Consider the following 24,691-nt stretch of genomic DNA (forward strand, 5'->3'; position numbering starts at 1 on the left):
TGATCAGCTGCCCTGCCCGGCCGCCCAGAGGCCGAAGAGCAGGGCGGCGCCGAGCACGGCGACAAAGGCCGCCGCCAGCACCTCGAGCCCGGCGATGATGCGCACGCCCGCGAGCGAACCGCCGCCGGCGAGGCGCAGCGCCGCGAACTTGAAGAACACCGCGACCGCCGCCAGCGCCCCGGTGGTCAGCGCCGTGCCGAGCGCCATGGCGAAGGTCGCGGCGATGCCGGCCCAGAGCAGGCCTTGCGCATTGGCGAAGACGAGGATGATCAGCGCCCCCGCGCAAGGCCGCAGCCCGGCCGCCAGCACGACTCCCGCCATCTCGCGGAAGGAACGCAGGCGCGAGATCTCGTCCGGCCCGGGCATGTGGACATGGTCGCAGGATGCCGGGTCGTGCGCCGCGCCGCCGCCGAGCGCGACGAAGCTCCCGGCCTTGCGCCAGAGCACGTAGAGCCCGACCAGCGCGACCAGCGCGAAGCTGCCGAGCTCGATCACCCGCGTCGTCGAAGCCATGGTCTTCGCCGTCGCGTTCAGCGCGAGGGTGAGGGTCCCGACCAGCCCGATCGCGACCAGCGCCTGGACGAGCGCCGCCGCGAAGCTCAGCCCCAGCCCGCGCCGCAGGCTGCGATTATCGGCGACGATATAGCCCGAGATCACCGCCTTGCCATGGCCGGGACCGGCAGCGTGGAAGACGCCATAGCCGAAGGCGAGGCCGAGCAGCGCCGGCAGTGCGGCCGGCGACTGCGCGATCGCCTTCAGCGTCGCGGTCAGCTCGCGATAGAAGCTCGACTGCCAGGCGAGGATGACCGCGCCGAGGCCCGAGGTCGCCGGCAGCGCCTCGCGCGGCAGCGCCGTACCGAACGGGTTGCGCGGCGGCGGGGGCGGCGGCGGAAAATAGAGGCTGAGCAGCCAGGCGACCAGCCCAAGCGCGCCGGCGACCAGTGCGAGCGCGAGCACGGCGACGCCGATTCGGGAAAGCCCTGTCCTTCCCTCCTTCAAGCCCTCATCCTGAGGAGCAAGGCGTAAGCCTTGCGTCTCGAAGGATGCTCCAGCGCGCTCTGGAACATCCTTCGAGACACCGCTACGCGGCTCCTCAGGATGAGGGCTGAGAGAAGTTGGACTCAGGGACATGCCACCAAGGCGCGCGTCGTGACCACGTAGGCGCTCATGTCCGGCGTCGCGGTGATGTCTTCCTGAGCCAGGCGCTGCTGCGTCGCCGTATCGAGCTTGGGCGGACGCATGACCCGGACGACGCAGCCCTTCGGGGCATCGCGCGTCGTCACCGCATCGGCCTCGGCGGCGACCTCGAAGGCGACGAAATAGGTGGGATCGCCGATCTCGATGCCGAAGGAGCGGTTGGCGACGGCCGGCGTCTTGAGCGGCAGGGTGAAGGTCAGGGTCAGCACCTTGTTCTCGTAGACCAGCCCTTCTTCCCCCGGCTTGCCGAATTCCTGCGCCTTGCCGTTCGCCTTTGCAGTGGTGAAGAAATCGACATCCGGCAGCGATTCGATGTTGACCTTGGCGAGCTCGGCCAGCTCGTCCGGCGTCAGCTTGCCGTCGCCGTTCTTGTCGAGCCCCTGGACCATATAGGCCGAATAGGCCTCGTCGAAGCTCCAGCGATGGCGCAGCGCCTGCACCGCGCCGTCGGGCGTGTAGATGATCTCGGTGCGCGAGGTCACGAAGACGTGCGGATGCGCCATGGCCGGCAGCGCGAGGCCGAGCGAGGCGATGATGGCGCAGAGCGCGAGCGATCCGGTCTGGCGACGCGGCACGGTGGCATTTCCTCGAATCTGCGGCGGAATCGGCAGCGCATGCTAACAAAAACGCGCGCTTTGCGCCTAGCCCGCAATCGGCTGCGAGACCTGCCCAGCCTTCCCCCGCAAAGGCGGCCAAATCGCGGCGCGCACGACATTGGCGCAGTCTGGAATTGCACCAGACTGATTTGACGGCACCCCGGCGGTATGACAGCAATACTGACATAACAACGGGTTGGAGGCCGGCGATACCGTCCCCATAATCCCTGCGGGGTTCGATCTTCGGGAGGTCGTTCATGGCCGAGACGCAGCAGAACTCCGGGACCGATGCGCTCCGCGCCGTCGCGCTCGACGACAAATACGACCTTTCGAAGCAGCAGATCTTTCTGACGGGCACGCAGGCCATCGCCCGCATGCTGCTGGTCCAGCGCGAGCGCGACCGGCGCGCCGGGCTGAACACCGCGGGGTTCGTCTCCGGCTATCGCGGCTCCCCGCTCGGCGGGCTCGACCAGCAGCTCGCCCGCGCCGGCAAGCAGCTCAAGGCTGCGGACATCGTCTTCCAGCCCGGGCTCAACGAGGATCTTGCGGCGACCGCGATCTGGGGCACGCAGCAGGCTGAGCTCTCCGGCGAGGGCAAGCATGACGGCGTGTTCGGGCTCTGGTACGGCAAGGGGCCCGGCGTCGACCGCACCGGCGACGTCTTCCGCCATGCCAACATGGCCGGCACCTCGCGCCATGGCGGCGTGATCTGCCTGCTCGGCGACGACCACACCGCCGAATCCTCGACCAACGCTCACCAGACCGAATTCGTCCTGGTCGACCGGATGATGCCGATCCTCAACCCGGCCGGCGTCCAGGAAATCATGGACTACGCCCTGCACGGCTTCGCGCTCTCGCGCTTCGCCTCGGTCTGGGTCGGCATCAAATGCGTCAAGGACAACATCGAATCGACCGCCTCGGTCGACGGCTCGGTCGAGCGCGTCCAGATCGCGCTGCCCGATGACTACGTCATGCCGCCGGGCGGGCTCGGCATCAGGCGCGAGCTCGATTTCCTCGACCAGGAGAAGCGGCTCCACGTCCACAAGCGCGAGGCGATCCTCGCCTATCTGCGGGCGAACAGGCTCAACCAGACCATCCTCTCGGGCGGACAAACGCCGCGCATCGGCATCATCACGGTAGGAAAATCCTATCTCGACGTCCGCCAGGCGCTGGAGGATCTCGGGCTCGACGAGGTCCGGGCCAATGATCTCGGCATCCGCCTGTTCAAGGTCGCCTGCCCCTGGCCGCTCGACCCGCAGGAATTGAAGGCGTTCGCGGCGGGGCTCGATCTCGTCATGGTGGTCGAGGAGAAGCGCTCGCTGATCGAGGTGCAACTGCGCGAGGAGCTCTACGGCACCACGCACCAGCCCATGATCGTCGGCAAGAAGGACGAGAAGGGCGACTGGCTCTTCCCGGTCCATGGCGCGCTCGACCCCAATGATGTCGCCATCGCGCTCGGCGCCCGCCTGCTGCAATATCGCGACGACCCCGCCCTGCGCGCTCGGCTGGAGGTGATCGCCGCCGCCCAGGGCCGGCTCGCCGAGGCGCAGGAGGTTGCCAAGCGCACCCCCTATTTCTGCTCGGGCTGCCCGCACAACACCTCGACCGTCGTGCCCGAGGGCTCGCGTGCCTCGGCCGGCATCGGCTGCCATTTCATGTCGCTCTGGATGGACCGCGACACTGCCGGCTTCACCCAGATGGGCGGCGAAGGCGCCAACTGGGTCGGCGAGGCCCCGTTCTCGACGCGCGGCCACATCTTCCAGAATCTCGGCGACGGCACCTACACCCATTCCGGCTCGCTCGCGATCCGCTGGGCCGTCGCCTCCGGCGTCAACATCACCTACAAGCTGCTCTACAACGACGCCGTGGCGATGACCGGCGGCCAGCAGGCCGAAGGACACCTGACGCCCGACCAGATGGCGCGCCAGGTCGCGGCCGAAGGCGTCGCCCGCATCGCCGTCGTCTCGGACGAGCCGACGAAATACCCGGCCGGAACGCTCTGGCCGCCCGGCACGACGCTGCACCATCGCGAGGATCTCGACGCCGTGCAGCGCGAGCTCGCCGCGACGCCCGGCGTCTCGCTGCTGCTCTACGACCAGACCTGCGCCACCGAGAAGCGCCGCCGGCGCAAGCGCGGCGCCTATCCCGACCCGGACAAGCGCGTCATCGTCAACGAGCTGGTCTGCGAGGGCTGCGGCGATTGCGGCGTCCAGTCGAACTGCGTCTCGGTGCAGCCGCTGGAGACCGAGTTCGGCCGCAAGCGCCAGATCGACCAGTCGAACTGCAACAAGGACTTTTCCTGCCTGAAGGGCTTCTGCCCCTCCTTCGTCACCGTGCACGGCGCACGGCCGAAGAAGGCGCAGGCGCGTTCGCTCGAGAGTTCCGCCCTCGGCGGCGGCGCTGTCCCCGAGCCGCGGGTGCCGGTGCTCGACCGCAATTATGCGGTCGTCGTCACCGGGGTCGGCGGCACCGGCGTCGTCACCATCGGCGCGATCCTCGGCATGGCCGCGCATCTCGAAGGCAAGGGCTGCGGCATGATCGACATGGCCGGCCTCGCCCAGAAGGGCGGCGCCGTCTTCAGCCATGTCCGCCTCGCCCCGACGCCGGAGGAGATCCACGCCATCCGCGTCGCCGCAGGCCAGGCCGATCTCGTGCTCGGCTGCGACCTCACCGTCACCGGCTCGAAGAAGGTGCTGGGCGCGATCCGCCCGGGCTCGACCGTCGTCGTCAACACCGCCGAGAGCCTGCCCGGCGACTTCACCCGCAATGCCGATTTCTCGCTGCCGACCGAACGGCTGAAACGGGCGATCCTCGCCGCCTCCGGCCGCGACCACACCCATCTCGTCGATGCGACCGCCGCGGCCGTCGCCTTCCTCGGCAATGCCATCGCCGCCAACATGTTCATGCTCGGCTATGCCTGGCAGCATGGCGGCGTGCCGCTCTCGCGCGCCGCGCTGCTGAGGGCGATCGAGCTCAACGGCGAAGCCGTGGCGATGAACCGGCAGGCCTTCGAGCTCGGCCGCCGGGCCGCGCATGATCCGGCCGCCCTGCTCGCCGCGCTCGCGGAGGCGAAGGCCCCGACGCAGGCCCGCCAACTCTCGCAGACGCTGGACGAGGTCATCGCCCGCCGCGTCGAGCATCTCACCGGCTACCAGAACGCCGCCTATGCGGCGCGCTATGGTGACCTCGTCGAGAAGGTCCGCGCGAAGGAGGCGGCGGTGCTGCCCGGCCAGAGCGCCCTCGCCGAAGCCGTCGCCCGCAATCTCTTCAAGCTGATGGCCTACAAGGACGAATACGAGGTCGCGCGGCTTTACAGCGACGGGGCCTTCCGCAGGCAGGTCGCCGCGACCTTCGAGCAGGACAGCGCCTCCGGCGAGAAGCTGCGCTTCGAGTTCCATCTCGCGCCGCCGCTGCTCGCCAAGCGCGATCCCAATACCGGCCTGCCGCGCAAGATGAGTTTCGGCCCGTGGATGATGGGCGCCTTCGGCCTGCTTTCAAAGCTGAAGGGCCTGCGCGGCACCGCCTTCGACCTCTTCGGCTATACGCAGGAGCGCAGGACCGAGCGGCAGCTGATCGCCGATTACGAGGCGCTTCTGGCCGAAATACTGGCGAAGCTGAAGCCCGAGAACCACGCACTCTGCGTCGCCCTCGCCGCGATGCCTGAGAAGATTCGCGGCTTCGGCCATGTCAAGGAACGCCATCTGAAGCAGGCCAAGGCGGAGGAGGCCGACTTGCTGGCCCGCCTGCGCGACGGTTCGGCGGCGGCGCTCGCCATGCCGAAGGCGGCCGAGTAGCGCACGATCGTTCAAGACCGGTCCCGGTTCTTCCGCTTTCCTTCGCCCCCGCCGCAGAATGGCATGGGTGGAGACAAATCATGGACGGACTGGCCGGGTTTCTTCTCGCCGGCGTCGCGCTCACCGGCAGCCCCGGCCCGGCGACGCTGAGCCTGACCGCCACCGGCGCCGCCTTCGGCCTCCGCCGCGGTCTCGCCTATGGCGCCGGCATCACCCTCGGCATGCTCGCAGTGATGGGGCTGACCGCCAGTGGCGTCGTCACCGCCGTGCTGGTCCTGCCCGGCCTCGCTCCGCTCGTCACCGCGCTGGCTGCGCTCTACTTCCTCTACCTCGCCTTCCGCATCGCGACGGCGCCGCCGCTCGCCGAGGCGAGCGACGATGCGGCCGCCCCCTCCTTCGCCGCCGGGTTCGCGCTCTCGCTCGTCAATCCGAAGGGCTATGCGGCGATGGCGGCGCTGTTCTCGGGCTTCGCCCTGCTGCCGCGGCAGCCGGCCTTCGATGTGGGCCTCAAGATCGGCCTGCTCCTTCTCGTGATCGCCATCGTCAACATCGCCTGGCTGCTGGCCGGCTCGGGCCTCACCGGGCTGTTCCGCGATCCGCGAAGCAACCGCATCGTCAACCTGATCTTCGCCGCGCTGCTGCTCCTGTCGCTTGCTGCCGCGATCAGATGGTGAGGCGCTGACGCTCCCCCTGCTCCAGCCGGCCGAGGAAGAATCTGAGCAACCCCACGACCTCGTCGAGATTGGTCTCCAGCAGCCAGTGGCCGCCGTCGAGCAGGTGCAGCTCGGCATGCGGCAGATCGCGCAGATAGGCGCGCGCCGACGCCTCCGGCATATAGCCGTCCTGCGGCCCCCAGACGATCAGCGTGGGCGGCTGATGCTCGCGCAGATAGGCCTGGTAGCGCGGGAACCAGTCGAAGTTCTCCTTCCAGACCTCCATCAAGCCGACGCTGATCTCGCGCCGCTTCGGCGTGTCCATCAGCGGCCAGTGGAGTTTCCAGAGGTCTGGCGGAATCCGGCTGGCGATCTCGGGGCGGACCTCGTTGAGGAACTCCTCGCGAAAGCCCGCTTCGCTGACGGCGGCCTCGAGCTTCCTGCGCCCCTCCGGCGTCGGCTCTCGCCAATACGCCTTCATGCCTTCGTATTTCGGCCCGAGCGCATCCTCGTAGATGTCCCCGTTCTGGATGATCAACCCGGTTATGCGCTCCGGCGCGCGCCTGGCGAGCTTCAACCCGATCCAGGTACCGTAATCGTGCAGATAGAGCGCGAAGCGCTCCAGGCCGAGACGGTCGGCGAAGTCTTCCAGCAGGCGCGAATAGCCTTCGTAGTCGTAGCTGAACCCGTCCGGCGTGGCGCTGTAGCCGAAGCCTGGATAGTCCGGCGCGACGAGATGCCAGCGGTCTGCGAGAGCCGGCAGCAGGTTGCGGAACTCATAGGACGAACAGGGATAGCCGTGCGGCAGGAGCAGCACCGGCGCGTCGCGCGGCCCCGCCTCGCGATAGAAGATCTCGACGCCGCCGATCTCGATGGTGGCATGGCTGACCGCCGATTGGCGACTGCCAGCGCGCACTGCGTCCTGCATGTCGCTGCTCCCTTCCTCACTGCCGAGGAAACGCACGGCGCGCATGTCGGTTCTCCCGAATGGCCGGCTCGACTTGAGTTTGCGATGGAGCCGGCCGCATAGTGGCGTATCCGCGCAAATGACCGAAAGGCCGGCGAGCTTTGATTTCCGAGGACGAGCTGCGCCGCATCGCCACCTGGTCGAACGACCTGGCGCCGGAAGAGTTCGAAGAGGCCCGGCGCGGCACCACGCTCAAGACCTATGGCAAGGGCGCCTATGTCTGCCATGTCGGCGACCGGCTGGAATCCTGGACCGGGGTCGCCGACGGGCTGCTGAAGATGAGCACGACCTCGCGCAGCGGCAAATCAGCGACGCTCGCCGGCCTGCGCGGCGGCGCCTGGTTCGGCGAAGGCACGATCATCAAGAACGAGCCACGGCGCTATGATCTCGTCGCGCTGCGCGAGACCAAGGTCGCGCTGATGCGCCGCCAGACCTTCTTCTGGCTGTTCGAGCATTCGGCCGCCTTCAACCGCTTCCTGGTCCATCAGTTCAACGAGCGCCTCGCCCAGTTTATCGGCCTCGCCGAATACGACCGCATGTTGGGCGCGACCGGGCGCCTCGCCCGCAACCTCGCCTGGCTGTTCAACCCGATCCTCTACCCCAGCCAGGACCGGACGCTGGCGATCTCGCAGGAAGAGCTCGGCCTGCTCGCCGGCATCTCCCGCCAGATGGCCAATCAGAGCCTCGCGAAGCTCGCCGATCTCGGCCTTGTCGAGGTCGGTCACAACGAGGTGACGATCCTCGATCTGGAACGGCTGGCTCGCTACGAGGGATGAGGCGCCACCAGAGGCGATACACGTCCGACCCGAGCGGCGCCGGCGCTACGAATCCCCGCCCGGCGCGAAGAAGCAGAGCAGGTCGCCGGCATCGTTGATGCACAGATGCCAGAGTCCGTCCGGCGACAGCCGGGCCTTGTCGTGCGGAATCTGGAGGATCAGCAGCTCGCGGCGCTCCTTCGGCCACATCGGGTGCCGCCCCGGCGCGATCGTCACGACGAAGCCGGCCTTGCCGAGCTTCACCTCGCTGGGATCGATCCGAGCGCAATCGGCGCCCGAGCAGCAGGCGAACGGGTATTCCCAGCCACTGGGAGCCTGATGGGCGCGGGTGACCCTCGCGCCGGCAGCGAGCATGACCGCTATCGTGATCGAGGCAAGAACGCGCATTGGCCGGTCCCCGCCCTCAAACTCCCGCCTGAATGCGGTGGATCGAAGGCATCTGGCCCGCGTGCTGCTGCTCGACGGCGGCATGCAGCCGGTCAGGATCGGCGAGAGCCGGCACCTGCCGCGCTTCTCGCGATTGAGTGAGAGCGTGCCGATCTGCTTCGGCTGACGATGAAGCGGCCTCCTTCACGATTGGAGGAGGTCGCAAATCCTTGATATCGTTGCAGAAGGACCGATTCTGCGGCCTGTCGGCCAAACCTCGGCGGGACAATAGCGCCCCAAATGCATCCTGTCTGTCAAGTGCCTCCTTGCACAGGGTCGGGCCACCTGCAAAGCTTGCATGATCGCACAAGGGGCCGAATGGCCCGGACAAACCCGCGGCAGACGGGGCGACAGGGTGGAGACAAAGATCGTGGCAAGCGCTGCCGCCGGTGAGGCGGATACCTTCCCGAAGCTGCTGACGCGCAATGCCCGCGAGCGTGCCGCGCGAGTCGCGTTCCGGCACAAGGATCTCGGCATCTGGCAGTCCTGGAACTGGGCTGAGGTCGTCGAGCAGATCCGCGCCTATGCCAGGGGCTTGCAGGATCTCGGCCTCAAGCGCGGCGAGAAGGTCGCCATCGTCGGCTACAACCGGCCGCGCCTCTATTGGTCGATGGCCGCGGCGCAATGGCTCGGCGCGATTCCGGTGCCGGTCTATGCCGACAGCGTCGCCGACGAGATGGCCTATGTGCTCGACCATGCCGGCGCCGTCTTCGCCTGCGTCCAGGACCAGGAGCAGGTCGACAAGATCCTCTCCGTCGCCGAGCGCCTGCCCAACCTGCGGCACATGCTCTATGACGAGCCGCGCGGCCTGCGCGACTACGACCACGCCAAGCTCCACGACATCAGCGAAGTGATCGAGGCCGGCCGTGCCGCCCTGAAGGATCCGGCCGCCAGCGCCGCGCTCGACGCCGAGATGGCTCAGGGCACGGGCTCCGACCTCGCCATCATCCTCTACACCTCGGGCACCACCGGCCGGCCCAAGGGCGTGATGCTCAGCCATTACAACGTCATCACCGCCGCCGAGATCGGCTGCGCCTTCGACGGGCTGAACGAGAGCGACGAGATCATCGCCTATCTGCCGATCGCCTGGGTCGGCGACCATGTCTTCTCCTATGCCCAGGCGATCATCGCCGGCTTCTGCGTCAACTGCCCGGAAGGCCCCGAGACCGTCGTCGACGACCGCCGCGAGGTCGGCACCACCTACGCCTTCGCGCCGCCGCGCGTCTTCGAGACCATGCTGACCATCACCATGGTGCGCATGGAGGATGCCGGCCCGCTGATGCGCAAGGTGTTCCACTACTTCCTCGGCGTGGCGAAGAAGTACGGCGAGAAGATATTGAACGGCGAGCCCGTGCCGCTCGGCGGCCGCCTGCTCTACAAGCTCGGCGACATCGTCATCTACGCGCCGCTGCGCAACCGCTTCGGCCTGACCAACATCAAGGTCGGCTACACTGCAGGCGAGGCGATCGGCCCCGAGCTCTTCCGCTTCTACCGCTCGATCGGCGTCAACCTGAAGCAGCTCTACGGACAGACCGAGGCCGGCGTCTACATCACCATGCAGCCGGACGGCGAGATCAAGGCCGATACGGTCGGCCGGCCGGCCCCGCAGGTCGAGATCCGGATCGACGACAATGGCGAGGTGCTCTACCGCTCGCCCTCGATCTTCCGCGGCTACTACAAGGACGAGGAGAAGACCGCCGAGACGATGACCGCCGACGGCTATGTCCGCTCCGGCGACGCCGGCTTCTTCGACGAGGGCGGCCATCTCAAGATCATCGACCGCGCCAAGGATGTCGGGAAGCTCAATTCGGGCGATCTGTTTCCGCCGAAATACATCGAGAACAAGCTCAAATTCTATCCGAACATCAAGGAGGTCGTCGCCTTCGGCCAGGGCCGCGACTACGCGACCGTGGCGCTGAACATCGACCTCACCGCCGTCGGCAACTGGGCCGAGCGCAACAATGTCGTCTACGCCTCCTACCAGGAGCTCGCCGGCCACCCGCTGGTCTACGACATGATGGCCAAGCACGTCGACGAGGTGAACCGCTCGCTCGCCGCCGAGCCGATGATGGGTGGCGCCCAGATCAAGCGCTTCCTGATCCTGCACAAGGAACTCGACGCAGACGACGGCGAATTGACCCGCACCCAGAAGGTCCGCCGCGGCTTCATCGCCGAGCGCTACGCGCCACTGGTCGAGGCTCTGTACAATGGCTCCACCGAGGCCGACATCTCGACCGAGGTCACCTTCGAGGACGGCCGCAAGGGCATGATCTCGGCCAGGGTCAAGGTCCGCGACGCCAACACCTACCCGGTCACGGCCCCGGCCGGCGCCATCGCGGCGAAGGAGGCGGCATGAACGCGCATCCGATGAACGTCACCGGCGAGCCGGTCACCGGCAAGGGCGATGTCCTGCTCTCGGTCGAGAACGTCTCGCTGCGTTTCGGCGGCGTGAAGGCGATCACCGACGTCTCTTTCGACATCCGCAAAGGCGAGGTCCGCGCCATCATCGGCCCCAACGGCGCCGGCAAGACCTCGATGCTGAACTGCATCAACGGCTTCTACCATCCGCAGGAAGGCCGGATCACCTATAAGGGTGTCCGGCGCAGCAAGGTCCGCCCGCATCAGGCCGCCGCCGCCGGCATCGCCCGCACCTTCCAGAACGTCGCCTTGTTCAAGGGCATGTCGACCCTCGACAACATCATGACCGGGCGCACGCTGAAGATGCGCAAGGGCTTCTTCTGGCAGGCGCTGCGCCACGGCCCGGCGATGAGCGAGGAGATCGAGCACCGCAAGGTCGTCGAGGACATCATCGACTTCCTGCAGATCGAGCACATCCGCAAGCTGCCGGTCGGCAAGCTGCCCTACGGGCTGCAGAAGCGCGTCGAGCTCGGCCGGGCGCTCGCCATGGAGCCGGAGCTGCTCCTGCTCGACGAGCCGATGGCCGGCATGAACCTCGAGGAGAAGGAGGACATGTGCCGCTTCATCCTCGACGTGAACAACCAGTTCGGCACCACCATCGCTCTGATCGAGCACGATATGGGGGTCGTCATGGACCTCTCCGACCGTGTCGTCGTGCTCGAATACGGCCGCAAGATCGCCGACGGCACGCCCGACGAGGTCAAGGCGAACCAGAAGGTCATCGATGCCTATCTCGGAGTAGCGCACTGATGACCGCCGCATTGAAGAACCCGCGCGCAAAGGGGAAGAGCGCATGAGCGACGTCGCCGCGCAGCCCGCGCCCAGTCTCCTTGCCAATGGCTGGATCAAGACCGGCCTGATCGTCGCCGGCGTGATCGCCGCGGCACTGATCGGCGCCCAGCTCGACTCATCGGGCACCATTCACAAGATCTTCGTCGACCCGTTCCAGCAGATGGTCCAGGCGCCCGATTTGCTCGCCCAGACGATCTGGGAAGGCCTGGTTTCCGGCGTGCTCTATGCGCTGATCGCGCTCGGCTTCGTCCTGATCTTCAAGGCTTCCGGCGTCTTCAACTTCGCCCAGGGCATCATGGTCGTGTTCGCGGCGCTGACCCTGGTCGGCCTGCACGAGAAGGGCGTCCCGGCCTTCCTCGCGGTCTTCCTGACGCTCGGCGTGATGTTCGTGCTCGCCGTCACCATCGAGCGCGTGGTGCTGCGCCCGCTGGTCAACCAGCCCGACATCATCCTCTTCATGGCGACCTTCGGGATCACCTATTTCCTGATCGGCTTCGGCGAATCCGTCTTCGGCGGCAACCCCAAGCAGATGATCACCAGCGAGCTCTATCTGCCGAAAGGCGCGATCGACGCCAAGATCCTCGGCGGCATCGTCTCCTTCCAGAAGATCGACATCGCCGCCGCGATCATCGCCTCGCTGATGATCGCGGCGCTCGCCGTCTTCTTCCAGTACACCCGCATCGGCCGGGCGCTCCGGGCCGTGGCGGATAGCCACAAGGCGGCGCTCTCGGTCGGCATCTCGCTCAACCAGATCTGGGTGATCGTCTGGTTCACCGCCGGCATCGTCGCGCTGATCACCGGCATCATGTGGGGCGCGCGCTCGGACGTCTCCTTCGCGCTCGAGATCGTCGCGCTGAAGGCCCTTCCGGTGCTGATCCTCGGCGGCTTCACCTCGATCCCCGGCGCCATCGTCGGCGGGCTGATCATCGGCATCGGCGAGAAGCTCGGCGAGTTCTACTGGGGCCCGCTGATCGGCGGCGGCATCGAGAGCTGGCTCGCCTATTTCATCGCCCTGGGCTTCCTGCTGTTCCGGCCGCAGGGCCTGTTCGGCGACAAGATCATCGAACGCATCTGAGGGGCTGAAACGTGTTCTACCGCGAAGCCGGCCAATTCAAATCGACCTACGCCGCCGACATGGCCGTGTTCCCGATCCGGCAGGACCGGATCGGCATCGCCGTGATCCTGCTGATCGCCTTCGTTGGCATCCCGATGATCGGCAACGACTTCTTCATCTCCTCGGTGATGATCCCGTTCTTGGTGTTCTCGCTCGCCGCGATCGGGCTCAACATCCTCACCGGCTACACTGGCCTGATCTCGCTCGGCACCGCCGCCTTCATGGGGGTCGGCGCCTATTCCTGCTACAAGCTGACGACCTATTTCCCGGGCGTGAACGTCATCGTCCTCGTGCTGGTCTCCGGCCTGTTCTCGGCGGCGATCGGCGTGCTCTTCGGCCTGCCCTCGCTGCGGATCAAGGGCTTCTACCTCGCGGTGGCGACGCTGGCCGCGCAGTTCTTCCTGCAATGGGCCTTCGTGCGCGTGCCCTGGCTGTTCAACTACAACGCCTCGGGCGCCATCGAGGTGCCGCAGCGCCTGTTCTTCGGCCTGCCCATCACTGGCGCCTCGGCCTCGCCGGAGACCCGCTACTTCGTCTGCCTCGGCCTCGTCGTCGTCCTCACCTGGTTCGCCTCGAACCTCGTCCACGGCAAGATCGGCCGCTCATGGATGGCGGTGCGCGACATGGACATCGCCGCCGAGCTGATGGGCATCAAGCTGCTCAACGCCAAGCTGCTCGCCTTCGCCGTCTCCTCCTTCTATGCCGGCGTCGCCGGGGCGATGATGATCTTCTTCTGGTACGGGACGGCCGAGGCCGCCGACGTCTTCAACATCCGCCTCTCCTTCAACATCCTGTTCATGGTCATCATCGGGGGCTTGGGCTCGCTGATCGGCTCCTTCTTCGGCGCGGCCTTCATCGCCAGCCTGCCGACCATCATGAAATTCGGCCTGCCGGCGCTGGGCGTGCCGCTCACCGGCGCCGCCGCCGAGCATGTCACCTTCATGCTGGTCGGCGGCCTGATCATCTTCTTCCTGATCGTCGAGCCGCACGGCCTCGCCCGGCTCTGGCAGATCGCGAAGCAGAAATTGCGGACGTGGCCTTTCCCCTACTGAGTCGGGGAAGAGGTCCAAGAAGACGACCCGCGGCAAATCACAAGCGGCGGGCATTCAAGAGGCGGAACGGCCCCGGCCGCATCCGACGTAACCCACGGAGGAAGCAATGATGAAGAGCAGCATGATCAAGGGCGTCGCGCTCGGCGCGCTTCTGGCGGCGGGTGCCCTCGCCGCTCCCGCCAATGCGCAGGACTCGGTCTACTTCGCCAACAACGCCTACCGCACCGGCCCCTTCTCCGGCTCCGGCATCCCGATCGGCGACGGCATGCGCGACTACATCACCATGATCAACGAGCGCGACGGCGGCGTGAACGGTGTCAAGATCGTCTACGAGGAGTGCGAGACCGGCTACGACACCAAGAAGTCGATCGAGTGCTACGAGCAGGCCAAGTCGAAGAATACCATCGTCTACTCGCCCTGGTCGACCGGCGCGACGCTCGCCGCGATCCCGCGCGCCCATGTCGACAAGATCCCGATCCTGTCGATGGCCTACGGCCTCTCGGCCTCGGCGGACGGCACCAACTTCCCCTGGGTCTTCATCCCGCCCTTCACCTATTGGGACGGCGCCTCCGTCATGGTGAAGCACATGGCCAACGAGCTTGGCGGCATGGACAAGCTCAAGGGCAAGAAGCTCGGCCTGATCCATCTCGACGCACCGTTCGGCAAGGAGCCGATCCCGGTGCTCGAGAACCTCGCCAAGAAGTACGGCTTCGAAGTCAAGCTCTACCCGGTCGCGGCTGCCGACATGCAGAACCAGGGCTCGCTCTGGCTCTCGATCCGGCGTGACCGGCCCGACTTCCTCTACAACCAGGGCTGGGGCGCGATGAATCCGACCGCGGTCAAGGAAGCGATCAAGAACAACTTCCCGATCAACAAGCTGGTCGGCGTCTGGTGGGCCGGCGGCGATGACGACGCCCGCGCCGGCGGCGCCGAGGCCAAGGGCTATCGCTCGCTGAGCTGGGCCGCGGCCGGCACCGACTTCCCGGTGATGCAGGACATCCTCAAGCACGTGGTCGAGAAGGGCAAGAGCACGACGGCCAAGGACAAGGTCGGCGAGGCCCTCTACAACCGCGGCGTCTACAACTCGATGCTGGTCGTCGAAGGCATCCGCAACGCCCAGAAGCTGACCGGCAAGAAGGTCGTCAACGCCGAGGACATGCGCCGCGGCCTGGAAGCCCTGAACATCACCGAGGCTCGCCTCGCCGAGCTCGGCATGAAGGACTTCACCACGCCGACGCAGGTCTCCTGCACCGACCATTCCGGCCACAGCAAGATGTTCGTCGCCGAGTGGGACGGAGCCAAGTGGACCCGCAAGGGCGACTGGATCGAGCCGATGAAGGACGAGGTCCGGCCGCTGATCGAGGCCAACGCCAAGGACTATGTCGAGAAGGCCGGCAATTGGCCGAAGCGCACCGAGTCCTGCGAGAAGTCGTCCTGATCTGACGAGTGCCAATCCTTCTCCCCTCCGGGGGAGAAGGTGTCTGCGAAGCAGACGGATGAGGGAAGTCTTGCACCACCTCATCCGTCCGTCCCTCATCCGACCCGGCTGACGCCGGGCCACCTTCTCCCCCGAGGGGAGAAGGATTGGAGGTTCAATGTCCACCGCCACCCTCGAACAGCCCACGGCAGCGACCGCGACGGACACCATCCTGTCGCTGAACAACATCGAGGTGATCTACGATCACGTCATCCTGGTGCTGAAGGGCGTCTCGCTGCAGGTGCCGCGCAAGGGCATCGTCGCGATCCTCGGAGCCAACGGCGCCGGCAAGACCACGACGCTGAAGGCGATCTCGAATCTGCTCAAGGCCGAGCGCGGCGAGGTCACCAAGGGTTCGATCGTCTTCGACGGCGAGCGGGTGGACCGGATGTCGCCGAGCGAGCTGGTGCGCCGCGGCTGCATCCAGGTCATGGAAGGCCGGCACTGCTTCGGCCATCTCTCGATCGAGGAGAACCTCCTGACCGGCGCCTTCACCCGGCGCGACGGCAATGCCGCGATCAAGCGCGACCTCGAGAAGATCTACGAGCTCTTCCCGCGCCTGAAGCAGCGCCGCAACTCACAGGCCGGCTACACCTCTGGCGGCGAGCAGCAGATGTGCGCGGTCGGCCGCGCCATGATGTCGAAGCCGAAGATGATCCTGCTCGACGAGCCGTCCATGGGACTGGCGCCGCAGATCGTTGAGGAGATTTTCGAGATCGTGCGCCGGCTCAATGCCGAGGAGGGCGTGTCCTTCCTCGTCGCCGAGCAGAACACCAACATGGCCCTGCGCTACGCCACCTATGGCTACATCATGGAGACCGGCCGCGTCGTCATGGACGGCGAGGCGCAGATGCTGCGCGAGAACGAGGACGTCAAGGAGTTCTATCTCGGGGTTGCCGAAGGGGCCAAGAAGTCGTTCCGCGAGGTCAAGAGCTACAAGCGCCGCAAGCGCTGGCTGTCTTGAGCACAACGGCCGCGAATCCGCCGCATGAAGGGTCCAGGGCCTGAGCGATGCTCTATCTCGTCATCGTCCTCCTGCTCCTCGCCTTGATCTTCGGACCGCAGTTCTGGGTCCGTCGCGAGATGGAAAGGCATGCCGTGGCGCGGCCCGACCTGCCGGGAACAGGCGGCGAGCTCGCCCGCCATCTGCTCGACCGGTTCCAGCTCGGCGCGGTCGCGGTCGAGACCACGGCCGCGGGCGACCATTACGACCCCGACGCCCGTGCGGTCCGCCTCTCGCCGGGCAATCATGACGGCCGCTCGATCACCGCTGTGGCGGTCGCCGCGCATGAGGTCGGCCATGCCATCCAGCATGCGCAGGGCAGCACCCTGTTCATCGCCCGCACCGGGCTCGCGCGCCTGCTCGGCATGATCGACAAGGTCGCGATGGTCGTGCTGGTCACCGCCCCGCTGGTTGCGATCCTGACCCGCGTGCCCTCGATCGCCCTGATGCAGTTCGGTTTCGCCATCGCGCTGCTCGGCATCGGCCTTGTCGTGCATCTGGTGACGCTGCCGCTCGAATTCGACGCCAGCTTCGGCAAGGCGCTGCCGATCCTGACCACCGACGGCTATCTCCACCCCGGCGACGTGCCGGCGGCGCGCGGCGTGCTGCGGGCGGCGGCGCTGACCTATGTCGCCGGCGCGCTGGTCGGGCTGCTGAACTTCCTGCGCCTCCTGCGCTTCATCCGATGAGCGACGCCATTCCCCCGAGGACCGAGCGATGAGCGAGCATTACGACGATCTCGAAACGCTATCGCCAGCGGCCCGCGAGGCCGCTCTGTTCGCCCGCCTGCCCGCCGTGCTCGAGGCAGCACTGGCGACGCCGGGCTATGGCGTCCATCTCGCCGGCATCGATCCGGCCGCGATCCGCGATCGCGCTGCCCTTGCGCGCCTGCCGGTCCTGCGCAAGGCCGACATGCCAGCGCTCCAGCAGGCGGCGCCGCCTTTCGGCGGCTTCACCACCGCGCCGCTCGGCTCCTTCGGTCGGCTTTTCACCTCGCCTGGGCCGATCTTCGAGCCGGAAGGCACCGCCAGCGACCCCTGGGGCACCGCGCGCGGCCTCTTCGCCGCCGGGATCCGCAAGGGCGACATCGTGCTGAACACCTTCGGCTACCATCTGACGCCCGGCGGCTTCATCATGGATTCCGCCGCCCGGGCCATCGGCTGCGCCGTCATCCCGGCCGGCCCCGGCAACACCGAGCAGCAGCTCGAAGTGATCGGCGCTTATAAGCCGAGCGCCTATACCGGCACGCCGGACTTCCTGAAGATCCTGATCGAGGCCGCCGATGCGCGCGGCGTCGACATCTCCTGCATCAAGCGCGCCGTGGTCTCGGGCGCCGCCTTCCCGCCCTCGCTGCAGGACTGGGTGCGGGCGCGAGGCATCGACGCCTACCAGCTTTACGCCACTGCCGATCTCGGCCTGATCGCCTATGAGACTTCGGCCCGCGACGGCATGGTGCTGAACGAGAACCTGATCGTCGAGATCGTCCGGCCGGGCACCGGAGACCCGGTCGCGGAAGGCGAGGTCGGCGAGATCGTCGTCACCAATCTCGACCCGCATCATCCGCAGATCAGGCTGGCCGTCGGGGATCTCACCGCGGTGCTGCCGGGCGCCAGCGCGAGCGGCCGGACCAATGCCCGCATCAAAGGCTGGATGGGCCGGGCCGACCAGACCGCCAAGGTCAAGGGCATGTTCGTCCGCCCCGAGCAGGTCGCCGAGATCGCCCGCCGCCATGCCGAGATCGCCAAGCTGAGACTCGTCGTCGGCCGCGCCGACGAGGTCGACACGATGACCCTCAAGGCCGAGATCTATGCCGAGCCGAAGGGCTTCATCGACGCGGTCTCCTCGACCCTGCAGCAGGTGACGAAGCTCAAGGGCACCGTCGAGGTCCTGCCGCTCGGCGCCCTCCCCAATGACGGCAAGGTCATCGCCGACGAGCGACCGGTGGGATAGTCGCTCGACCGCACCGGAAAGAGCGCAGGGAACCCTCTCCTGTAAGGAGAGGGCAGGGTGAGGTGTAGGCCGTCTGACCAGTTCCGTGAGGCCTGACCGCGTGGTCGGGTTCAGGCCAACGTTTCCACTCCGAACACCTCACCCCTACCCCTCTCCTTCCAGGAGAGGGGGATCCCGCGCCTCACCAGTCGATGCTCGGCTCCCCCTTCGCCTCCAGCCAGTCATTCGCCCGGCTGAACGGCTTCGAGCCGAAGAAGCCGCGTCGCGCCGAGAGCGGCGAGGGGTGGGGGCTGGCGATGACCAGATGGCGGCTCTCGTCGATCAGGCCGCGCTTGGCCTGCGCCGGCGAGCCCCAGAGCAGGAAGACGACATGCGGCCGCGCGTCGGAAACGGCTGCGATCACCGCATCCGTCACCGCGCCCCAGCCGAGGGACAGATGCGAGCCCGCCTTGCTGGCGCCCTCGCGCACGGTGAGCGCCGTGTTGAGCAGGAGCACGCCCTGCTTCGCCCAGTCGGAGAGATCGCCGCCAGGCGGCGCGGCGAGATTGAGGTCCTCCGCCCGTTCCTTGTAGATGTTGACCAGCGAGCGCGGCAGCGGCGGGGGACCGACATAGGAGAAGGCGAGCCCGTTGGCATGGCCTGGCGTCGGATAGGGATCCTGGCCGAGGATGACCACACGAATCCGGTCGAGCGGCGTCAGCCTCAGCGCTGCCAGGAACCGCTCCGGCGCCGGCGCCACGACATGGCCCGCAGCGCGCTCGGCATCGACCGCAGCGCAGGCACGTGCCACCGTCTCATCGCTGAAGACCGGAAGATCGCGCCAGGAAGCGGAGGCCGGCGAGGCAAGAAAGGCGGCAAGCGCCGTGCAGAAGGTCGGCATCGTCAATTCTGCTGCGGGAGAAGACTTGGTCATCCCGGCCGTAGCGCAGCGAAGAGCCGGGATCCAGGCCTGAACCTCAATCGGCCAGGGTCAGGCCTGAATCCCGGGTCTCCCTTCGATCGCCCGGGATGGCTGGTATAGCTGCGATCAGGCCAAGGCTTACCTATTTCAGGACCGCCCGCCCTTCGATCTTGGCGTCGACGGTGCCGAGCCGGCGGACATAGACCATCACTTCATTGGCCATCAGCTTGCCGTCGGTGAGGCCGATCAGCGTCTTGCCTCGGCCGAGCGCGGTATAGCCGTCGCCGCCATCGAGCATGAAGTTGTTCGACGCGACCGTGTACTTTCCGGCCGGGTCGATCGGCTTGTCGTCGACGGTGACGGCGGTGACGCGCGAGCCCTGCGGCTGCTTCAGATCGGCCTCGAACTTCATGCCCGAGATCACCGGGAAGCGGCCGGCGCCCTGCGGCGCGTCGCGCAGCCCGTTCTCGATCGCGTCCCTGACATCCTTGCCGGTGATCTCGACCATCACCGTCGCATTGCCGAAGGGCAGCTCGCTCAGCACGTCGCGCCGCGTCAGCTTGTGGCCGGCCGGGTACTGCTTGTTGGCGCGGATGCCGCCGGCATTGGTGATGGCGAGCTGCGCGCCGGTCGCGCTCCTGATCGCATCGGCGATCAGGTTGCCGATCGCGGTCTCCTGGGTGCGGATCATGCCGGTGCGGGAATCGAGCGGCGCAGCCAGCGTCGCGATCTCGATGTCGAGCTCCTTGGAGAGCTCGGCCTCGTAACCCTTCACGATGGCGGCGACCTCGGGATCCGGCGTCGCGGCGCGGCTGTCGTTGACACGGAAGGTCGGCGTCCACTCGACGCGGCGATTGGCACCCTCGCCGCTCGCCTTGGCCGCGATGTCGATGGCGGTGACGTAATTGCCCTCCTCGTTCGACTCGACCATCACCACCTTGCCGTCATAGGCGATGGCGAGATCGTGGTCGTGGCCGGTCAGCAGGATGTCGACGACCCGCGAGCGCACGATCTGAAGATCGGTGGCGCGGTCGGCATGGACGACGCCGACCAGGATGTCGGCGCCCTGCGCCTTCAGCGCCCGCGCCTCGCGCCGCAGCGCCTCCATTGTCGAGGAGAATTTCAGGTCGCCGGGATTGGAGAGCTGCGGCGTCGGGTCATAGGTCGCGCCGATGACGCCGACCTTGAAGCCGCCGAGCTCGAAGATCTGCGAATCCTTGTGCCCCGGCAGCGGGTTGCCGGCCGCGTCGCGCAGATTCGCGGCGAAGGTCGGATAGCTCTGGGCGGCGGCAAGCTTGAGATAGTTGTCCTTGCCGAAGTCGAACTCGTGATTGCCGGGCACGAAGACGTCGAGCCCCATCTTGTTCTGCATCGCGACGATATGGGCGCCTTGGTCGAAGCCCGACATCAGCGAGGGCGAATAGCAATCGCCGGCATGGCAGAACAGCACCGGCACGCCGCGCGACCGCTCCGCCTTGGCGATGCCGGAGGCGCGGGCGAAGCCGCCTTTGCCCTTGTCGTCGCTCATCTTGTAGATGTCGTTGACGAGCAGCAGCGTGAAGCTCGGAGCGGGTGCCTGCGCCTTCGCCACCGGGGCGGTCGCCGCCATGGCTGCTGGGGCGGCGAGCACGCTGAGCGCGCGGCGACGGGTCATCTTGGTCATAGGCCAACCCCTCCGGATTTGATTTTTTCCAGACTAGCAAGAGCCGCGCCGAGTTGGCGAGATGCCGGACGCGGCAAAGGCGCGTTCACCGCAAAAACAGCTTCCGCATTGTCGCACCCCGCTGGCGAAACGCCTCTGCCGACTGGACGAAAGCCGGAACTCGTCTAAATCACAGGCCATGGAAAAGCGCATCGACACGAACGCCGAAGCCGGCTTGCCCGCGGCGCCCGCCATCGCCATGCCGGCCGACCATCCGCGCGTCCGCTCCGGCCGGATCGGCGTGCTGCTGATGAATCTCGGCACGCCGGAAGGCACCAGCTACTGGCCGATGCGCGCCTACCTCAAGGAGTTCCTCTCCGATCGCCGGGTGATCGAGGAGCCGCGCTGGAAATGGTGGCCGGTCCTCAACCTGATCATCCTGTCGACCCGCCCCGGCCGGAAGGGCAAGGACTACGCGACGATCTGGAACAAGGAGCGCGACGAGGGCCCGCTCAAGACAATCACCCGGTCGCAGACCGAGCAGTTGGCGCAGCGTCTGAACGACTTTGCCGGCGACCGGATCGTCTTCGACTGGGCGATGCGCTACGGCTTTCCCGATGTGAAGAGCCGGATCCAGCATCTGCAGAACGAGGGCTGCGACCGCATCCTGTTCGTGCCGCTCTATCCGCAATACGCCGCACCGACGACGGCGACCGCCTGCGACCATGCCTTCCGGGCCCTGATGGAGATGCGCTGGCAGCCGGCGGTCCGCACCGTGCCGGCCTATCATGACGATCCCGCCTATATCGGTGCGCTCGCGACCTCGATGCGGGCCTCGCTCGCCAAGCTCGATTTCGAGCCGCAGATCATTCTCTGCTCTTTCCACGGCATGCCGAAGGAGAACCTGCTCAAGGGCGACCCCTATTACTGCCAGTGCGCCAAGACCTGGCGTCTGCTGCGCGACGCGCTCGGGCTGCCGGAAGAGCGCTTCCGCATGACCTTCCAGTCGCGCTTCGGGCCGGATGAATGGCTGCAGCCCTATACCGACGAGACGGTGAAGGCGCTGGCTCAGGGCGGCGCCAAGTCTCTCGCCATCGTCGCGCCCGGCTTCTCGGCCGACTGCCTGGAGACCCTCGAAGAACTCGACGGCGAGAACCGCGAGATCTTCCTGCACAATGGCGGCGAGAAATTCGCCTATCTGCCCTGCCTCAACGATTCCGCCGAGGGCATCGACGTGATCGAGGCGCTGGTTCGCCGCGAGCTGATGGGCTGGGTGTGAGGCTTGCCCGTCATGCCCGGGCTTGACCCGGGCATCTCAGGACGAGAAGGCGCCCTCGCGTTTCCGAGCTTCTCGGATCTGCGCGGACTTTATCCTTGGGCCGGCCAGAGGTCGGACCCTCGGGCTTCGCCCGAGAATGCCGCTGCCACTACCCCACCACGAAGCGCGTCACGCTCTCGACCACCGGCTTCGCCTGCAGGATGCGGCGGTGGCCAAGCCCGCCCGTCTCCTGCAGCGTGACGAACGGCCCCGCCGCCGCCAGCGCCTCGGCATGGTGGAAATCGAGTTCGCGGTCCTGCCGGTCATGGATCACCAGCGTCGGCAGGCTGATCGCAGCCAGCTGCTCGCGGCCCTCGAAGACCTCGATCGGATTGCCGGCGACGCTGTGGATGCGCTTCTCCAGCGCTGCCTGGCCGCGCCGGCCGAGCCCGATCGTCGCGCCGAAATTGCGCGTGATCATCGCGATCGAGGACGGCGCCGCGATCAGCGCGAGCCGGCGCGCCTCGACCGATGGCTGGCCCGGCACGCTGCCGGCGAGGGCTGCGAGCGCGATGGCCCCACCGAAGGAATGCGTCACGACCGCATGGACGGGGGCGAACACCCGGGCGACCGCGGCAAGCGCTGCGACGCCGAGCGGGATGTTGAGCTCCGCCCCGGTCGAGGCGCCATGCGCCGGCATGTCGAAGGCGACGACGCGGAACCCCTGCGCCAGCAAGGGCGCGACGAAGGCGGTCATGAACGCTGCCTCGCTGTTCCAGCCATGCAGCAGGATCACCGTCGGCGCCGGGCCATCGCCATCTTGCAAGCGGGGCTCCGGTTCGAACAGATAGGTGCTAACCGTCCCGCACGGGTAGGATACCGCCTGCCTGATCGCCGGCGCGAGCCGGGCGCGGGCGGCAATGATCGCCTTGCCGGTCCGGCTCTGCGGGCCCGGCAGGCGCGGTGGCGTGCAAAAGAGCTTGAAGGCGGCGCGCCCGGCGGTACGCGGGGCGATGAAGCTGCCGATGCGGACGAGAGGACGAGAGGACGAATGACGCTGAGGGCTGCGCTGGGCATGATCGGGAACCCTGTTTGTTCAGTCCTGAACGAATATGTTCAGTCATGAACAAAAAGCAAGAGGCGATTTCCGCACCGGCAGGTGAGCCCGGACGCGCGGGCGGCACCGGGCTGCCCTGGGATCTGCCGCGCTTCAAGAACTGGCTCGCCGTCGCGCGCATGCACCAGCTCTGGAAGAAGGTGTTCTCGGAGGCGCTGGCGCCGCTCGGCATCCAGCTCGCCCATTACGACGTGCTCGCCAATGTCTTCCGCACGCCGGGGCTGACCCAGCAGGCGCTGGCCGAGAAGCTGCTCGTCGGGCGCAGTGCCATGAGCATGCTGCTGCCCGAGCTGGAGCGCCGCAGCCTGATCGAACGCCGCAATGACGAGGCTGACAAGCGCGTCCGCCGGCTCTGGCTGACGCCGGAGGGCGAGGCGCTCACCCGCAAGGCTCTGGCAATCCATACCGCCAGGATCGAGGCGATGATGGGCGTCCTCAGCGACGAGGAATGCAACGCCATCGGCGAGACGATGTGGCGTGTCGTCAAGGCGCTGGAAGGCTGATCCCGGCGCGAGCTTGCATCAAAGCTTCGCAATCATCAGCTTGATGGCCGCAGACTGGATTGGAGATTGATTTCATGGGTCCGTACGGGTTCGACATCGTCGTCGTCGCGCTGGTAGCGCTGGTCATCCTGACGATCGCGCTCGGCGTGCGCACGGTCCCGCAGGGCTACAACTACACCGTCGAGCGCTTCGGCCGTTATTCGCGCACGCTCGGCGCCGGGCTCGGGCTGATCGTGCCCTATATCGACCGGGTCGGCCACAAGGTGAACGTCATGGAGCAGGTGCTCGACATTCCCAGCCAGGAGGCGATCACCAAGGACAATGCCGGCGTGCGCATCGATGCCGCCGCCTTCTTCCAGGTGCTCGACGCCGCCAAGGCCCGCTATGAGGTCGCGAGCCTCGACGATGCGCTGATGGTCCTGACCATGACCAATATCCGCACCGTCGTCGGCTCGATGGACCTGGACCAGTTGCTCTCGCATCGCGACGAGATCAACGAGCGGCTGTTGCGCGTCATGGACGCCGCCGCGTCGCCCTGGGGCGTCAAGGTCACCCGCATCGAGATCCGCGACATCCTGCCGCCGGCCGACATCGCCGGGGCGATGAACCGCCAGATGAAGGCCGAGCGCGAGAAGCGCGCCGCCGTGCTCGAGGCCGAGGGTCTGCGCCAAGCCGAGATCCTCAAGGCCGAGGGCCAGAAGCAGTCGCAGATCCTCGCCGCCGAGGGCCGCAAGGAGGCGGCATTGCGCGATGCCGAAGCGCGCGAGCGTCTCGCCCAGGCCGAGGCGAACGCCACCGCCATGGTCAGCGAGGCGATCAGCCGCGGCGACATCCAGGCCGCCAATTTCCTGATCGCCGAGCGCTACACCGACGCGCTCAAGGCGATGGCCAGCGCCAGCAACAGCAAGCTGGTGATCGTTCCCGTTGAAGCCGCCGCGCTCGCCGGCACGGTCGGCGGCATCGCCCAGCTGACCAAGGCGGTTTTCGGCGAGGAGGCGATCGAGAGCCGCCGCGCCGGTTCGGTTCCGGCCGCCGGCCGCAGCCCCGGAGCCTGA

The 24,691-nt window shown here is 67.1% G+C and carries 21 protein-coding genes; 14 read left to right on the forward strand and 7 right to left on the reverse strand.

What is annotated here, in order from left to right:
• Nucleotides 1-3: 3 nt before the first annotated feature.
• Nucleotides 4-999, reverse strand: a complete 996-nt coding sequence (locus AC1REK_RS26435) for a nickel/cobalt transporter (RefSeq protein WP_492270056.1) — start codon at nucleotides 997-999, stop codon at nucleotides 4-6.
• 122 nt (nucleotides 1,000-1,121) lie between these two features.
• On the reverse strand, nucleotides 1,122-1,772 hold the full coding sequence (locus tag AC1REK_RS26440; RefSeq protein WP_316020550.1) for a DUF1007 family protein: 651 nt from the start codon (nucleotides 1,770-1,772) through the stop codon (nucleotides 1,122-1,124).
• 278 nt (nucleotides 1,773-2,050) lie between these two features.
• Here AC1REK_RS26440 and AC1REK_RS26445 point away from each other — a divergent pair, with 278 nt between their 5' ends.
• Together AC1REK_RS26445 and AC1REK_RS26450 are read left to right on the forward strand one after the other, a co-directional pair.
• Nucleotides 2,051-5,587: an indolepyruvate ferredoxin oxidoreductase family protein gene (locus AC1REK_RS26445; protein ID WP_492270057.1), complete on the forward strand. Its 3,537-nt coding sequence runs from the start codon at nucleotides 2,051-2,053 to the stop codon at nucleotides 5,585-5,587.
• An 80-nt stretch (nucleotides 5,588-5,667) separates the two neighbouring features.
• A complete protein-coding gene (locus AC1REK_RS26450) occupies nucleotides 5,668-6,261 on the forward strand; it encodes a LysE family translocator (RefSeq protein WP_492270058.1) in 594 nt (197 codons plus the stop codon).
• Here the strand turns inward: AC1REK_RS26450 and AC1REK_RS26455 are convergent.
• On the reverse strand, nucleotides 6,251-7,168 hold the full coding sequence (locus tag AC1REK_RS26455) for an alpha/beta fold hydrolase (protein ID WP_492270088.1): 918 nt from the start codon (nucleotides 7,166-7,168) through the stop codon (nucleotides 6,251-6,253). The two genes, AC1REK_RS26450 and AC1REK_RS26455, sit on opposite strands and share 11 nt — an antisense overlap.
• 140 nt (nucleotides 7,169-7,308) lie before the next feature.
• On the opposite strand from AC1REK_RS26455, the gene AC1REK_RS26460 reads away from it, so the two are divergent.
• Nucleotides 7,309-7,983 (forward strand): Crp/Fnr family transcriptional regulator, encoded by a 675-nt coding sequence (locus tag AC1REK_RS26460; protein WP_492270059.1) that lies wholly within the window; start codon nucleotides 7,309-7,311, stop codon nucleotides 7,981-7,983.
• Between the two features lie 45 nt (nucleotides 7,984-8,028).
• On the opposite strand, the gene AC1REK_RS26465 is transcribed toward AC1REK_RS26460, so the two are convergent.
• A complete protein-coding gene (locus AC1REK_RS26465) occupies nucleotides 8,029-8,370 on the reverse strand; it encodes a hypothetical protein (RefSeq protein WP_327523178.1) in 342 nt (113 codons plus the stop codon).
• A gap of 409 nt (nucleotides 8,371-8,779) precedes the next feature.
• Here AC1REK_RS26465 and AC1REK_RS26470 point away from each other — a divergent pair, with 409 nt between their 5' ends.
• The 8 genes from AC1REK_RS26470 (at nucleotide 8,780) to AC1REK_RS26505 (ending at nucleotide 18,215) form a co-directional block, all read left to right on the forward strand.
• Nucleotides 8,780-10,765 (forward strand): AMP-dependent synthetase/ligase, encoded by a 1,986-nt coding sequence (locus AC1REK_RS26470; protein ID WP_492270060.1) that lies wholly within the window; start codon nucleotides 8,780-8,782, stop codon nucleotides 10,763-10,765.
• Nucleotides 10,762-11,577, forward strand: coding sequence for an ABC transporter ATP-binding protein (locus AC1REK_RS26475; RefSeq protein WP_327523177.1), 816 nt, complete (start codon nucleotides 10,762-10,764; stop codon nucleotides 11,575-11,577). Before AC1REK_RS26470 ends, AC1REK_RS26475 begins: the two co-directional genes overlap by 4 nt.
• A 202-nt stretch (nucleotides 11,578-11,779) precedes the next feature.
• Entirely contained in the window at nucleotides 11,780-12,694 is a 915-nt protein-coding gene (locus AC1REK_RS26480) for a branched-chain amino acid ABC transporter permease (RefSeq protein ID WP_316020585.1), read from the forward strand.
• Nucleotides 12,695-12,705: 11 nt separating this feature from the next.
• Nucleotides 12,706-13,785, forward strand: coding sequence for a branched-chain amino acid ABC transporter permease (locus tag AC1REK_RS26485; protein ID WP_492270061.1), 1,080 nt, complete (start codon nucleotides 12,706-12,708; stop codon nucleotides 13,783-13,785).
• Between the two features lie 106 nt (nucleotides 13,786-13,891).
• Nucleotides 13,892-15,223 (forward strand): ABC transporter substrate-binding protein, encoded by a 1,332-nt coding sequence (locus AC1REK_RS26490; protein ID WP_316020560.1) that lies wholly within the window; start codon nucleotides 13,892-13,894, stop codon nucleotides 15,221-15,223.
• Nucleotides 15,224-15,380: 157 nt separating this feature from the next.
• Complete coding sequence (locus AC1REK_RS26495; RefSeq protein ID WP_492270062.1) at nucleotides 15,381-16,226, forward strand: ABC transporter ATP-binding protein; 846 nt, start codon at nucleotides 15,381-15,383, stop codon at nucleotides 16,224-16,226.
• 47 nt (nucleotides 16,227-16,273) lie between these two features.
• Complete coding sequence (locus AC1REK_RS26500; protein ID WP_316020562.1) at nucleotides 16,274-16,954, forward strand: zinc metallopeptidase; 681 nt, start codon at nucleotides 16,274-16,276, stop codon at nucleotides 16,952-16,954.
• 28 nt (nucleotides 16,955-16,982) lie between these two features.
• On the forward strand, nucleotides 16,983-18,215 hold the full coding sequence (locus tag AC1REK_RS26505) for a phenylacetate--CoA ligase family protein (protein WP_492270063.1): 1,233 nt from the start codon (nucleotides 16,983-16,985) through the stop codon (nucleotides 18,213-18,215).
• Nucleotides 18,216-18,396: 181 nt separating this feature from the next.
• Here AC1REK_RS26505 and ung read toward each other — a convergent pair whose 3' ends face one another.
• Together ung and AC1REK_RS26515 are read right to left on the reverse strand one after the other, a co-directional pair.
• Nucleotides 18,397-19,095, reverse strand: a complete 699-nt coding sequence (ung, locus tag AC1REK_RS26510; protein ID WP_492270064.1) for a uracil-DNA glycosylase — start codon at nucleotides 19,093-19,095, stop codon at nucleotides 18,397-18,399.
• 163 nt (nucleotides 19,096-19,258) lie between these two features.
• Nucleotides 19,259-20,779 (reverse strand): bifunctional metallophosphatase/5'-nucleotidase, encoded by a 1,521-nt coding sequence (locus AC1REK_RS26515; RefSeq protein WP_492270065.1) that lies wholly within the window; start codon nucleotides 20,777-20,779, stop codon nucleotides 19,259-19,261.
• Nucleotides 20,780-20,957: 178 nt separating this feature from the next.
• On the opposite strand from AC1REK_RS26515, the gene hemH reads away from it, so the two are divergent.
• On the forward strand, nucleotides 20,958-22,037 hold the full coding sequence (hemH, locus tag AC1REK_RS26520) for a ferrochelatase (RefSeq protein WP_492270066.1): 1,080 nt from the start codon (nucleotides 20,958-20,960) through the stop codon (nucleotides 22,035-22,037).
• A gap of 148 nt (nucleotides 22,038-22,185) precedes the next feature.
• Here hemH and AC1REK_RS26525 read toward each other — a convergent pair whose 3' ends face one another.
• Nucleotides 22,186-22,842: an alpha/beta fold hydrolase gene (locus AC1REK_RS26525; RefSeq protein WP_492270067.1), complete on the reverse strand. Its 657-nt coding sequence runs from the start codon at nucleotides 22,840-22,842 to the stop codon at nucleotides 22,186-22,188.
• Between the two features lie 296 nt (nucleotides 22,843-23,138).
• Between AC1REK_RS26525 and AC1REK_RS26530 the strand changes: the two genes are divergently transcribed.
• Complete coding sequence (locus tag AC1REK_RS26530; RefSeq protein ID WP_492270068.1) at nucleotides 23,139-23,636, forward strand: MarR family winged helix-turn-helix transcriptional regulator; 498 nt, start codon at nucleotides 23,139-23,141, stop codon at nucleotides 23,634-23,636.
• A 74-nt stretch (nucleotides 23,637-23,710) separates the two neighbouring features.
• A complete protein-coding gene (locus tag AC1REK_RS26535; protein ID WP_316020569.1) occupies nucleotides 23,711-24,691 on the forward strand; it encodes an SPFH domain-containing protein in 981 nt (326 codons plus the stop codon).

The sequence above is a fragment of the Allobosea sp. GW823-FHT02B03 genome (assembly GCF_058797755.1).